At 73.8% G+C, this 13834-nt stretch carries 7 protein-coding genes; 3 read left to right on the top strand and 4 right to left on the bottom strand.

The window, feature by feature from the left end; genetic code table 11:
* Positions 1-79: 79 nt before the first annotated feature.
* Both AB0K65_RS16620 and sigJ read right to left on the bottom strand, forming a co-directional pair.
* Entirely contained in the window at positions 80-583 is a 504-nt protein-coding gene (locus AB0K65_RS16620; protein WP_365716993.1) for a hypothetical protein, read from the bottom strand.
* 321 nt (positions 584-904) lie between these two features.
* Positions 905-1807 carry an RNA polymerase sigma factor SigJ gene (sigJ, locus tag AB0K65_RS16615; protein WP_365716991.1) on the bottom strand — a complete coding sequence of 301 codons (903 nt, stop codon included), beginning with the start codon at positions 1805-1807 and terminating at the stop codon, positions 905-907.
* Between the two features lie 101 nt (positions 1808-1908).
* Here sigJ and AB0K65_RS16610 point away from each other — a divergent pair, with 101 nt between their 5' ends.
* Complete coding sequence (locus AB0K65_RS16610) at positions 1909-2280, top strand: hypothetical protein (RefSeq protein WP_365716989.1); 372 nt, start codon at positions 1909-1911, stop codon at positions 2278-2280.
* 172 nt (positions 2281-2452) lie between these two features.
* Here the strand turns inward: AB0K65_RS16610 and AB0K65_RS16605 are convergent, their stop codons facing one another.
* The gene (locus tag AB0K65_RS16605) at positions 2453-5929 is read right to left on the bottom strand and encodes a hypothetical protein (RefSeq protein WP_365716987.1); all 3477 of its coding nucleotides are present in this window, start codon (positions 5927-5929) and stop codon (positions 2453-2455) included.
* Between the two features lie 495 nt (positions 5930-6424).
* Between AB0K65_RS16605 and AB0K65_RS16600 the strand changes: the two genes are divergently transcribed.
* Positions 6425-9796 (top strand): S8 family serine peptidase, encoded by a 3372-nt coding sequence (locus AB0K65_RS16600; protein WP_365716985.1) that lies wholly within the window; start codon positions 6425-6427, stop codon positions 9794-9796.
* Positions 9797-9901: 105 nt separating this feature from the next.
* Here the strand turns inward: AB0K65_RS16600 and AB0K65_RS16595 are convergent, their stop codons facing one another.
* Positions 9902-12142, bottom strand: a complete 2241-nt coding sequence (locus AB0K65_RS16595; RefSeq protein WP_365716983.1) for a glycoside hydrolase family 9 protein — start codon at positions 12140-12142, stop codon at positions 9902-9904.
* 343 nt (positions 12143-12485) lie between these two features.
* Between AB0K65_RS16595 and AB0K65_RS16590 the strand changes: the two genes are divergently transcribed.
* Positions 12486-13619 carry a cellulose binding domain-containing protein gene (locus tag AB0K65_RS16590; RefSeq protein ID WP_365716981.1) on the top strand — a complete coding sequence of 378 codons (1134 nt, stop codon included), beginning with the start codon at positions 12486-12488 and terminating at the stop codon, positions 13617-13619.
* Positions 13620-13834 lie beyond the last annotated feature (215 nt).

Below are 13834 nucleotides of genomic sequence, written 5' to 3'. Positions count from 1 at the left end.
GCCCCGCACGCGCTCCGACGCGCCTGCCGCCACGGCCGGGCAGGGGGCACCGAGATGCCCTGCGATGCCCGCGCCGTCGTCAGGTGGCGGCCTGCGGTGGCGCGGGCGGGGGCCGGTCCGCGTGAGGGCAGGGGGCGTCGGAGGAGGTGGGAAGGATCTGCATCCGGCGCAGGAGGTCGCGCGTCGTTCGCCTGCGCAGCGTGCTGTGCCAGGCGACTCCCGGGTGCCGGGTCCGCAGGTGCGACAGCGCCCGGGTGCCCAGACCCGTGCTGAGGAAGCGTTCGTCGAGGGTCACGCCGGTGATGACTCCTCGGGCGCAGTCCGCGCACAGGCGGTACTGGACCTGGCCGACGACCTGTCGGGCGTGGACGAGGAGCAGGCACTCCTCGCCCGGGCCGGGGGTGCCGGGGATGTGTGTGGTCAGGAACTCGACGGCCCGATAGGCGAGGATGCGCCGGCGCAGGCGGCCGGTGATCCAGCCTCGCCGCGTGTGCCTGGTCCTGGCGTGGCCGGGAGGCCGGGTCGGGGCGGTGGGGGCCGGACGGTACCAAGTGCTCGTAGGACGCGCGTGTTGTCCGTGCATGACGTCTCGTCTGCCCGGACGATGCGGCCTTATCCGTACCGAACCGGACCTCCGATGCGGGAGGGGGCTCCGGCCCCCGTTCTGATCAGCACCTTGCCGACAGCCGGGCCGTCCGCCCCGGCGAGCTGCCACGGGCCCCGGGGCAACGCCACCGGCGGCCGCACCGGCGCGGCGACCGTGCACCAGCCTGGCCGGAACGGCCCCCGGCCGCGGGGCGGCTTCGGCTGGGCGACCGGCCGACCGGGAGGTCGGTCCGGAGCCGACCGAAGGCGCCTGAGAACGGACGCCCTGGAGGATTCCCTCCAGGGCCTCACCCTCGTATCAGCGGTCCCGTACCCACGGGCCGAGCTTCTCGGGATTGCGGACCGCCCAGATCCGGGTGACCCGGCCGCCGGCGACGTCGAGCGACGCGACGGTCACGACCACACCGTCACGACGCGCGACCAGCCCGGGCTCACCGTTCACCGACCGCACCAGGAGTTCGAGCCCTGGAGCCCTGTCGGCGACGGCGACCAGGTACCGGGCGATGCGCGCACCGCCTTCGATCGGGTGCGGGACGGTGCCGACCAGGCCCCCGCCGTCGGCGGTCATCACGGCGGCCGGGTCGAGAAGGTCGACGAGGGCAGCGATGTCCCTGGACTCCCACGCCTCCTTGACGCGCCGCACCGTGTCGGCCTGCCCGGCCGCCGGCGTCGGGGCCCGCTCCGCACGCACCCTCCGCCGCGCGGACGCGGCGAGCTGCTTGCACGCCGCGGGGGTCCGGCCGACGACGCCGGCGATCTCGGCGAAGGAGTAGCGGAAGACGTCGTGCAGGACGAACGCCACCCGCTCCGCGGGGGTCATCGAGTCCAGGACCACGAGGAAGGCCATGGCCACCGACTCGTCCAGGACCATCCGGTCGGCGGGGTCGGCGAGATCGGCGCCGTGGCCCCACTCCGCGTGGTCGGGCAGGGGGTCGGGCAGCCACGCGCCGACATACCGCTCACGCCGTGCCCGCGCCGAGCCGAGCACGTCCAGGCAGATGCGGCCGGTCACCGTGGTCAGCCAGGCCCCGGGGGACACGATCTCGTCCTGCCGGCCTGGTGGCAGCGCGTACCAGCGGGCGTAGGCCTCCTGGACGGCGTCCTCGGCCTCGGCCAGTGAACCGAGCAGCCGATAGGCGACGTTGACCAGCCGGCGCCGCTCTCCGGCTATCGCGTCGATACGCGTCCCCGACCCTCCCATGCTCCCGAACGCCTCCTCGCCTTACCTTTCGCGGGCCCGCGTCGTCGGGCTGGTGAGACCTTATCGATCTACTGCCCCCGGGCGGACAAGGGGACCGTGACATGGCGACCCAGGCAACGGCACAGCACCGGCTCTCGTTTCTGCACCTCGCGATCGCCGTGCAGACCCTGACCATCTTCCTCCAAGCGATCTCCGCGGGACTGCTGTTGTCCTCGCCGTACGGAGAGACGCTGCACAGCATCGGAGCCCGCGTGATGTACGCGGCGTCGATGCTCTACGTGGTCGCGGCGGTGCTGGCCTGGAAGCCGGGCGGCGGCTCGCCCCGCCCCGTCGGGCACGCGACCGGCTTCCTGGTCCTCGCCTCGATCCAGGTCGTGACCGGCATCGCGCACATGTCGTCGCTCCATCTCCCGCTGGGCGTCATGATGTTCGGCCTGAGCGTGCTGGCGCTGGCTCTGCGCCGAACGGCCTGAGCGTGCCGGCGCCGGCTCTGCGCCGAACGGCCCGAGCGTGCCGGCGCCGGCTCTGCGCTATCCTCCGGCCCCGGGCCGTGCCGGTACCCACCGGCACGGCCCGGCGCATCGGACCGCGCCGGTCCACGCCCCTGGCCCGCGGGCGACGCGGCTCCCCTCGACCGCCCTCGGCTCAGTCTTCGCCCAGCCTCGTGGCGTACGCCGCCTCCCTGACCTCCCGCTCGGGGTGGCGGCGCAGTTCGACGACGACCGAGCGGCAGGGGTCCGACCAGTTCTGGCGGGACCCGAGGGCCGTGGCGAGTCCGGTGGCGAGGAGTCCCTGCACGAGGCCGTGGTCGCCGCCCAGGGCGCGGATCGCGGCGAGGACGGGGGCGGCGTCGCCGAGCGGTCCGCCGTACCGGTGCGCTTCCTCCAGCTCCTCCGCCACCCGGACCGCGAGGACGGGGCGGCCCTCGATCGCGGCCACCACGTGGTCGAGCGACAGCCGCAGTTCGGGCTCGGGCGCCTCCAGGTCGATCGCCCGTACGAGGAGGCTCGTGCGGGTGGCGGTGACCGCCGGTTCGGCCGCCAGCCGTCGGGCCAGGTCCGCGCACAGACGGCGGTCGTGGATCGACGTGCCGAGGAGGGCTTCCAGGCGACGGCGGGCCGGCAGGTCCCCCTCGCCTCCGCCGCCCTCCGGTTCGCCGGCCGCCATGAGTGCCAGAAGCCGGTCCACGACGTCGTGCAGAAGGCTGCCGGGCTTCATGCCCCCGAGAGGATGGGGCAGCCCCGACTGGGCCACCTCCGCCAGCCCGTGGCCCGCCCGCCGGGGACCCAGGGGCGAGGCGAGATCGGTGTAGACGTCGGCGAGGGCGGCGCCGGCCGCGGGCGTGCACTGCACCCAGTCCCGGAGGTCGAACAGGGCTTGGAGCGCCGTCTGTTCCTCGGCGAGGAAGGGCAGCCGGGCGATGATCCCGCCGTACCGCGACCGGTGGTACGGGGAGAGGTCCGCAGGGTTCACGTCCAGGAGCGTCCGCCGGGCCGCCTCCGGTCCGTCGGCGGCCGCGGACTCCAGGAGCGCCCACATCTCCTCGGCCGGCAGAAGCGTCACGGCCAGACCGACGAGGGTGGTGTGCACGTCGGGGTGGATACCCGGCGTGCGGCCCACGGCGGCCAGGAGCGCGGTGGCGGCGGCCGGGGGCAGCCGAGTGGCAGCGAGGCGGGCGGCCGCCTTGCGGACGGTGACCTTCACCCCGCTCTCCCGGGTCAGGAGGTCACGGAGGAGGGCCGCGACCCGGGTGGGCCGGGCATGGGCGGCGGCGCGGCCGGCCGCGGCCCAGGCCGCCACGGCCCCGTCGTCGCCGGCGTGGTCGAGCAGGGCGCCCAGGGCCGAGGCCGGGTCGTCCGTGTGAGCGGCCGCGTCCAGCGCCGCCGCCGTCAGTACGGGCTCGGCCCGGTCGGTCGAGGCGGTGTACCGCCGGAGCGTCGCCCGCCCGTGCTCCGGCACCGGCGCCACCGCGCGCAGCAGCGCGGCGCGTTCGTCGAGACCTCTGCCGGGGTCGGCGATGACGGCGGCGGCGAGCCGGACCGCGGCTCGCTGCTGCCGGGGCAGCCACCGGTCGGCGAAGCGGAAGGCAGGCAGGGGCCGGGAGGTGCCGGCCACCGGGAACCTTCCGTGCGAGGGCGGACGCTCGTGCAGCGCGAGATCCAGCAGGTCGGTGCGTTCCGCTGCGAGTACGGCGAGGACCTGGGGCACGAAGGCCGCGGAGGGCTCCCGCGTCAGCAGCTCGGCCACGCGGTCGCCGCGGGTCGCGGGGTCGGCCAGCCAGGCCGCGGCGATCTCCCCGAAGTCCTGGTCGGGGCAGACGCGCAGGGCCTGGGCCAGACGGTCCTGGAGCGCCGGGACGCGGTGCGCCCGGTGTCCGCACGATCGGACCAGCGCGAGCAGGGGCGTGACGTCCCCGCGGGCGGCGGCCCGGTCCAGCCACGGGCCGAGCGCGTCGAGCACGACGCGCACGCCGCCGCCCGGCATGTCCGTGAGGGGGCCGAGTTCCACTGTGCCGGTGTGCGCGGTCAGCGCCTCCACGACGCGGACGGCGGCCCGCAGGGCGGCGGCATCGCCGTCGGCGGCCGGGGGCGCGCCCGCGGGTTCGGCCGTGGTGTTCCCGCCGCCGGCCGCGGCCCCTTCCGCGGCGGTGGAGAGCAGGGTCACCGCCAGGGTTCGGATCGTGTCGCGGGCCCGGGACGAGCAGTCCCGGGCCCGCAGGGCGTCCAGGCACAGCCGTTCCAGGGAGTGGGCCCCGGTGCGGCCCGATGCGTCGCCGACTTCGAGGGCTGCCGTGATCAGCGGTGCCGGCAGGGCGGCGATGGCGGACAGCGCGTCGGCGCGTACGGGGTCACGCTCGTTGGCCAGTCGGCCGGCGGCCAGTGCGAGGACCTCCGCGACCTGCTCCGGGTCACGGGTGTGGCCGGCGTTGAGCGTCAGCCCGTCCCAGATCGCCCCGCGTTCCTCGGCGTCACCCGTACCGAGGGCGGCCAGGAGTTCGGGACGGGCCTCGGCGGGCGGCAGCAGGGTGAGCGAGTCCCAGAGTTCCCAGCACGAGGCGCCTTCGGCGCGACACGCCTCGACCTCGGCGCGGGCCCGGGTGTGGCGCTCGGTGGGCGGCAGGAGGGCGAGCACCTGCGCGTGCGCGCGGATGTGCCGGCGGGGATCACCGGCGGCGGCGACGGCGTCCACGAAGACGGACCGGCGCGCCGGTGGGACCGACCGCAGCATGGTCTCGAAGGCTCCCCGGTGGAACCAGCGGGCACCGAGCCTCGGCAGGGACGGCGGATCCGCCGCCACCAGCTGCCGTATGACCGCCCGGCCGGGTGTCCGTTCCCATCGCCCGGTCGTCCGGCCGGGGTCGGCGAGCCAGCGCGCCACGCGCTCGGCGTCCACCGCGACGAGGCTGCCGAGCCGGTCGCTCACCGGACCGGGCAGCTCGGCAGGGCCGTAACGCTCCAGCAGGTCCAGCACGCGCTCCGGCGCGGCGGGCAGGGCGGCCGCGATGCCGGCGGCGTGCCGCTTCCACCAGCGGTCGCGGAGCCGCGCGGGAAGGCCGCCGAGCGCGCGCACCGCGTGATCGAGTACGGCGCCGGGATGCCGGACGGCCAGGGTGCTCCAGTCCTCGTACTCCGGCGCCCGGGCGAGTTCGGGCAGGATCCGCGCGGTGAATTCCGGGGAACAGCCCGGCAGCAGACGGGCCGCGTCCCGGTCGCCGTACTCCGCGCGCACCCGGAGGACGAGCCGCTCGGCGAGCGCGGACCGCCGCCCGTCGCGCAGCAGCCGTGCGAGGTCGGCGCGGACCACGGCGGGCGCGTCGTCGTACGCGGCCTCGACGGCGGCGTCCGGGACGGGGAACCGCCGGGCGCACCGCATCGCGTACCGGCGCACCACCGGGTCGGGGTCGCCGAGCCGCGCCGCGAGGTGCTCCGGCTCCCCGCCGGCCAGGGCCGCCAGCGCGGCGAGGCGTCGTTCGTACGGGCCGCGCGCGTCCAGAGCCGCCAGGAGGGGCCGTAGTCCGCCTCGGGCGGCGAGCCGGTGAGCGGTGACGGCGGTGTACCGCAGCCGGGCGGCGTGGGGCAGGGGATCGAGAACGGCGAGCAGTTCGTCGGCAGTGGAGATCATCGCGGGCATTGTGCCTGACGGCGTGACCGCCTCCCATCGAATATCGCACCGGCGGCTCGGTCGCCGTGCGCGCACCGCGCCCTGCCGGCGCGTCGGCTCCGCAGGGGCGCCGCGCGGCGGCCCACGGCCGGATGGAGAGCACGTCCCTCCGGGTGCGGATACAGCCAACTGGAGGGGGACGCTCCGTGCTGAGCGGAGACGGTGCCCGAAAACGGGGCGGGGGCCGGTCCCGGACCGGCATCCGGGGGGACCGGTGCGTGCCGGTGTCGCACAAGCATCGTCGCGGTGTCACAGAGCCGTCACACCGCCATCGTCGTCCCGTCGAACTGGGCGACCGCAGGTTGGCCTGAATGCATGCGACTCAACCCCCCGCTCCCGTACCGGCGTTGATCACACCCTTCCCGCCTCGCATACTGCGCTGACCGGCGGCGGGCGCCCTCTGCGCCCCTGGCCGGAATCGACCACTCGACCTCATCCCAAGCTCCTGGGGGAGACTTGCGCGCACATGTGAAGAGAGCACTCGCCTTCACCCTCGCAGCGGCCACATCGGTGGCCCTGGCAGCAGGCACGACCGGCCCCACGGCGGCGGTCGCCGCGCACGGGGCGGCCGCACCGGACACCACGCGCGCCGCGGGCGGCGAGCGGATCCCGCTCATCACGGGCGACCACCTGATGGTGGACGCCAACGGGCGGATGGTGGGCTTCGAGTCCGCCAAGGGCCGCGAGCGCATACCCGTACAGGTGCAGCGCACCAAGGACCGCACCCTGGTGGTGCCCGGCGACGCGCAGCGGCTGATCGCCGCGGGCAGGCTGGACCAGCGGCTCTTCGACGTCGACGAGCTCACCGAGCCGAGCCTGCGCAGGAGCCACCGCGACGGGCTCAAGCTGATCGTGCAGTACGAGCCGGGCGCCGGGGAGGCACGGGCCGAGGTGCGTTCGGCCGGCGGCACCCGGTTGCGGCGCACGCTCCCCGCCCTCGACGCCGACGCCATCCGTACCTCGCCCGACAGCGTGGCCGAGGTGTGGGAGGCGCTGACCGACCCGCCGCGGACCGGCGCGCGCTCCACCGCCTCCGGCATCCGCAAGGTGTGGCTGGACGGCGTGCGCCGGGCGAGCCTGGACCGCAGCACCCGGCAGATCGGCGCCGACCAGGCGTGGGAGTCGGGCTACGACGGCGCGGGCGTCACCATCGCCGTCCTCGACACCGGTGTCGACAAGTCCCACGACGACTTGAGGACCCGGGTCGTCGGCGAGAAGAACTTCTCCGCCTCCCCCGACACCGTGGACCGCGTCGGCCACGGCACGCACGTCGCGTCGATCGCCGCCGGCACCGGCGCGAGGTCGGGCGGCCTCTACAAGGGCGTGGCGCCCGGCGCCAGGCTGCTCAGCGGGAAGGTCCTCGACGACGAGGGCTTCGGGGACGACTCCGCCGTCATCGCGGGCATGGAGTGGGCCGTCGCCGAAGGCGCGGACGTGGTCAACCTCAGCCTGGGAAGCGCCGACAGCCCCGGCGTCGACCCGCTGGAGGCGACGGTCGACCGGCTGACCGCCGAGAAGGGGGTCCTGTTCGCCGTCGCGGCGGGCAACGACGGCGAGTACGGCGACGCGACGGTGGGCTCGCCGGGGAGCGCGGACGCCGCGCTGACCGTCGGCGCGGTCGACAAGGACGACAAGCCGGCGGCGTTCTCCAGCATCGGCCCGCGCGTCGGCGACGGCGCCGTCAAGCCGGACGTGACCGCGCCCGGCGTCGCCATCACCGCGGCCGCCGCCCCCGGCAGCGCGATCGACACGCAACCGGGCACACCGCACCCGGCCCCCGGTTACCTGCAGATCGACGGCACCTCGATGGCCACCCCGCACGTCGCGGGCGCGGCGGCGATCCTGAAGCAGCGGCACCCGGAGTGGAAGTCCGCCGAGCTCAAGGGCGCGCTGATCGCGTCCACCAGGGGCGGGAACCACAGCGCGTTCCAGCAGGGCTCGGGCCGTGTCCAGGTCGACAGTGCGCTGGCCCAGACGGTGATCGCCGAACCGGTGTCCCTGGCCTTCGGCATGGCGCGATGGCCTCACACCGACGACCAGCCCCTCACCAGGAAGGTCGCCTACCGCAACCTCGGGGCCGATGACGTCACCCTCGACCTGTCGGTGGCGACGCTGGACCCGACGGGCAAGCCGGCCCCGGCGGGGTTCTTCACGCTGGGCGCCACCCGGGTGACCGTGCCCGCCGGCGGCAGGACGGAGGTCGACCTGACCGCGCACACCAGCTTCGGTGACGCCGACGGCACCTACTCGGGATATGTCACCGCCAGCGGCGCGGGCCAGTCCGTGCGCACGGCCGCGGTCGCCGTGCGGGAGGTGGAGTCCTACGACGTCACGCTCCGCACCCTCGGCCGCGACGGCACCGACGCCACGGACTTCTCCAGCACCCTGACCGGGGTCGGCGGCCCCGCCGAGGGGTTCCAGACCCGCGTCGACGACGACCCGGGCACCCACACGATCCGTGTGCCCAAGGGCTCGTACACCTTCAACACGGCCGTCTACGAGGACCCGTCGGACTACACCAAGGGCACCGACTGGATCGCCCAGCCCAAGCTGGAGATCTCCCGGGACACCACGCTCATCGCCGACGCGCGCCTCACCAAGCCGGTGGACCTGACCGTGCCCGGTCTCGACACGGCGGACTACGCGGGCACGTACTACGAGGTCGCGACCGAGGCGGGCCGTGTCGGCAACGGCTGGGTCCTCAGGGGCTTCACCGGCTTCCGCACCGCCCACCTGGGCCCGGCCGTCACCGACGGCTCGCTCCTGCAGACCTGGGACGCGCATTTCCTCAAGGACGCCACCACCCAGTACGCGGTGGCCTTCGGCGGCAGGACCGGCACGGTCGCGACGGGCTACACCAAGCACGTGAAGGCGAACGAGCTGGCCACGCTCACGGTCCGGCTCGGGGCGTCCGCGCCCGGGAAGACCACGCTCGTCTCCCCCTACCCCCGCCTGCCGGGAGCTCCGGAGGGCAACGGCTTCTCCTCCTACCAGGCGGCGCCGGGGACCCGCACCTTCCTCGTCTCCACCGCCGACGGTGTCTCGTGGCTGACCAGGTTCAACCAGTTCGGCGAGCCCGACGCCTGGGGCCACCCCGCCTTCGAGGGCTTCTACGAGATGGTCCGGCCGAAGAGCTACGTGGCCGGCCGGACGTACCGGGAGACGTTCAACACGGGTGTCTTCGGCCCGCTTCTGGGCGAGGGCATGGGCGTCTTCCGCACCGCGCCCGACCCGGCGACCGGCGAGCAGACGATCGTCGGCTCCCTTCCGCTGTTCGCCGACGGCGCGGGCCACGCGGGCAGTACGCCGCACACGTCGGCCACGACGGCGCTGTACCGCGACGGCGTCAAGGTCGCCGGCAACGACGACCCGCTGACCGGCGGGAAGCCCTTCACGGTCGACGCCACCGACGCCGAGTACCGGCTGACGACATCCGTGGAGCGCTCGGCGAAGGTCGCCGCGGCCTCCACCCGTGTCGACGCCGACTTCACCTTCCGTTCGAAGCAGGTCACGGCCACCACGGCGCTCCCGGTGTCCACGGTCCGCTTCGCGCCCCCCGTCGACCTGGCCTCGCGCGCCGCGGCGGGCGCGTCGGTCCTGGTCCCGGTGACCGTGCAGGGCGCGGCGGCCGGCACCAACCTCAGGGCGCTCGCCGTGTCCGTGAGCTACGACGACGGGAAGACCTGGCAGGTGGTGAAGGTCGCCGACGGCGTCGTCTCCGTGCGGAATCCGGCGAAGGACAGCGGCATCTCGCTCCTCGCCAAGGTCACGGACAAGCAGGGGAACACCTCGTCGCTGACGATCCGCAACGCGTGGTACGGCAGGTGACGTCCCCTCGCTGAACACCGGCACCGGACCGGGGTCACCACCCCGGCGGTGTGGTGCCCGCCCCCGTCCGAGCGGCATGATCCGCTCGGAGGGGGGCGGGAGGCGTCAGCCCTGGTCGGCCACGAAGGAGGCCATCCAGGTCAGGGCGGAGTTCCAGTTGATCGTGAGCTCGTTGGTCGACCAGGACTGGATGTCGTCGATGTAGCAGAACTGCCCGGTGCACCCTTGCAGTCTGCTCTGGGCGAGCGGGTCCTGGATGCTCGAGTTGGGACCGCCGGACAGCGAGCCGACGGGCGGGTGGGGCAGCTTCGGATCGAGCTGGCGGGCGTACCACCGGCTGTGCTGGTTCTCCGCGCTGACCTCGCCGAAGCCCGTGACGTACGAGATGTTCAGGGCGTTGCGGCCGAGGACGTAGTCCATGCTCTGGACGGCCCCGTCGCGGTACTTCGCGCCGCCGGTGATGTCGTAGGCGGTGGCCAGGACGACGGCGTTGTTGAGGATCTGGTGGGTGGAGCCCCAGTCGTACCGGTGGCCCTCCGGGGCGTACGGCATGCCGTAGGGATGGGCTTCCAGCGTGGCGAGGTAGCGGTCGGCTCCGTGGCGTACGGACTGCCGGACCCGGTCGCGGCCGGGCAGCCGGCTGGGGACGGTGGCCAGGGCGAGCCGGGCGGGAACGGCCGTACGCGCCCAGTCGAAGCTGATCGGGCCGAAGATGTCGGCGCTGTGGACCGGTGACTTCAGGATGTGGTCCTGAAACTCCTTGCCGCCCGTGGTCAGGTACAGCTCGGCGGCCGCCCAGTAGAACTCGTCGGTGACGTCACGGTCGGCGTAGGTGCCGCCGCCGATGCCGTCGCTCTCGGAGGCCAGGACGTCGGGGTGGGCGAGGGCCGCGGTCCAGGCCTCGCGGGCCGCCGCGAGTGCTCGGGCCGCGAACTCCGCGTCGTACGGCTTGTACAGGCGGGCCGCCTGCGCGGCGGTCGCCGCGAGGTTGAGGGTGGCCGCGGTGGTCGGGGGGTGCAGTTCACGCTTCTGAGGGTCGTCGGAGGGCATCAGCGGCAGTCCGGTCCACTGCTCGTCGTGGATCTTGTGGTGGACCATGCCGGCGAGCGGCTCGCCTTCCGGCACCTGCATCTTGAGCAGGAACTCCAGTTCCCAGCGGGCCTCGTCGAGGAGGTCCGGGACCTTGTTGCCGCTCTCGGGAATGTTCAGCGTGCCGTCGCCCAGTCGCTCGGCGTGTCCCGTGCGGGCGAGCCGGGCGCGCTCGTAGGTGCTGAGCAGCTGCCAGACGGAGATGCCGCCGTTGACGACGTACTTGCCGTGGTCGCCGGCGTCGTACCAGCCGCCGGTCACGTCGAGCGCGTAGTCGCACTCGCCGGGCCGGCACGGCACGTTCCCGTCCCCTTGGTTCGGGGCGATGTCGACGTGCCCGGCCTCGCGGGCGTAGCCAGGGCGCAGGTCGCCCCGGATGGCGGCACCGCTGCGCTGGGTGTAGTAGAACTTCGCGGCGTCCAGGCGGAGTCTCTCGTAGGCGGCGGTGCCGATGTCGAAGGGCCGGCTGGTCTCGCCGTCGGCGATCAGGGTGAAGCCGGCCCCGGCGCCGCGGTGCTCACCGAAGTCGACCGAGTGGACGTTCTGCCCCGACGAGGGGTCCACGCCGCGCGGCACGGTCCAGCCGCGCGCGACGACGGCGCCGGAGGCGTTCGCGAGTCTCCAGGGCAGCCGCTCGGTCGCGTCGGTGACCAGGGTGGCGTTCTTCGGCCCGCGGGGCAGATAGGCGACCTGGTTGACACGGACACGAGGACCGGTGTCGGGTTCGTACCGCTCCGGCGGCACCCCGCCCAGCAGGGACACGTCGTCGAGGCAGAACCGCCAGGGGTCGGCCCCGCCGCCGAGCTGGAAGGCGACCTGGCCCTGGGCGGTGTCGACGGGTGAGGCGAAGGTGTACGTGTAGGTGTTGCCGGAGACGCTCAGCTGCGGGGTGACCTCGTGGTACGTGTCGTACGGCGCCGCCTGGAGGCCGACGACCGCGCGGACGGAGTTGCCTTCGGGGGCGCCCGTCGCGCTGAAGCTGAACCGGTAGGACTCTCCCTTCACGAGCGTCATGTCGTTCTGGCCGACGGCGGCGTCCCAGCGGTTCGCCGTGCCGCCCGGCACGTCGGCGCAGAGCCTCCCGTCGGACAGTCCGGCGGTGACGTTGCTCGTCCACCAGGCGTCGGTCGACGTGTCGAAGGTGCCGTTCCTGACCTGCTCGACCTCGTCCGCCCCCGCGGTGCCCGCGGGCACCGCGGTGAGGCCCGTGGCCAGGAGGGCCGTCAGGGAGAGCAGGGCGGTTCTGCGTCTTTTCACGTCTGGGCTCCTCGTGGGGGGACGACCTGTTTCATGAGAGAGCGTCATGGGAGCGCTCCCATATCTGGGCGGGGAACATCGTCGTGGTCGAGGCACCGGAACGTCAACGGCCCGGACACGACTGGATCGACGTGAGGGCGAGAACGGCCGAGCGGAACGCGGGCGCCGCGGCACGCCGGGGCGTCGGCCGCGAGAACCCTCGAGCCGGAAGGGTTGTCATGGCCACCTCGACCTCCTACAGTGCCCCCCAAACCGGGTGTGGGAGCGCTCCCAAGGTCAGCGGACGCCTGACCACCCCGATCCCCGGTCGATCCCCCGTCCCCCGTCCCCAGAGAGGCCCCCCATGCGAGCGTCACCGCAACGCCCCGCGACCGCACGCGGCATCCTCGGCGCGCTGCTCCTCGCCCTCGCCACCGTCGTGGCTCTCCTGACCTCCGCGCCGGCGGCCCAGGCCGACACCCTGATCTGCGAGCAGTACGGCTCGACCACGATCCAGGGCCGCTACGTGGTCCAGAACAACCGCTGGGGCACGAGTGCGGCCCAGTGCGTCACGGTCACCGACACCGGCTTCCGGGTGACCCAGGCCGACGGCGGCGTGCCCACCAACGGCGCCCCCAAGTCGTACCCCTCGGTCTTCAACGGCTGTCACTACACCAACTGTTCGCCCGGGACCAACCTCCCCGCCCGGCTCAGCGGCATCGCCGACGCCCCGAGCAGCATCTCGTACGGTTACGTCGGCGACGCCGTCTACAACGCCTCGTACGACATCTGGCTGGACCCCACGCCCAGGACCGACGGGGTGAGCCGGACCGAGATCATGATCTGGTTCAACAAGGTGGGTCCGATCCAGCCGATCGGCTCGCAGGTCGGCACCGCCACCGTGGGCGGGCGCGGCTGGCAGGTGTGGACGGGCAGCAACGGCTCCAACGACGTCATCTCGTTCGTCGCTCCCTCGGCCATCCCCGGCTGGAGCTTCGACGTCATGGACTTCGTCCGGGAGACCGTCTCCCGCGGCATGGCCGGGAACGACTGGTACCTGACCAGCGTCCAGGCCGGCTTCGAGCCGTGGCAGAACGGCGCCGGCCTCACCGTGAACTCCTTCTCCTCGGCCGTGAACCTCGGGACCCCCGGGCCCGGACCCGGCCCCGGCGAACCCGTTCCGTCGAAGGCATGCAAGGTGACGTACGCGCCCCACGTCTGGACCGGTGGTTTCACCGCCGACGTCACCATCGCCAACACCGGTTCCACCCCCGTGGACTCCTGGAGCCTGTCCTTCACCCTGCCCTCCGGGCAGCGCCTCACCAACGCCTGGAACGCCTCCGTGACGGGGACCTCCGGGGCCGTGACGGCGACCGGCCTCGCGCACAACGCGCGGATCGCGCCCGGGGCCAGCCAGACGTTCGGGTTCCAGGGCTCCTACAGCGGCGCGTTCGCCCAGCCGTCCGGATTCAGCCTCAACGGCGCCGCCTGCGCGTGAGCCGTTCCGCGACCGGAACGACTCACGCCTGAACCGATCCGCGACCGGAGCGGCTCAGACCTGAACCGGTCCACCACCGACCCCGCTCACACCTGAACCGACCCCACCGAACCGCTGGTCCAGGGCCCGCCCCGCCACTTCCCCGCGAGACCGGGGCGGGCCTTCCGCACCGGACCGTCACCGCAAGAGGAGAACACCGACCGGACGACCACTCC

The sequence above is a fragment of the Streptomyces sp. NPDC053755 genome (assembly GCF_040677675.1).
Classification (GTDB): Bacteria; Actinomycetota; Actinomycetes; order Streptomycetales; family Streptomycetaceae; genus Streptomyces.
This window is presented reverse-complemented; position numbering and strand designations above follow the sequence as displayed.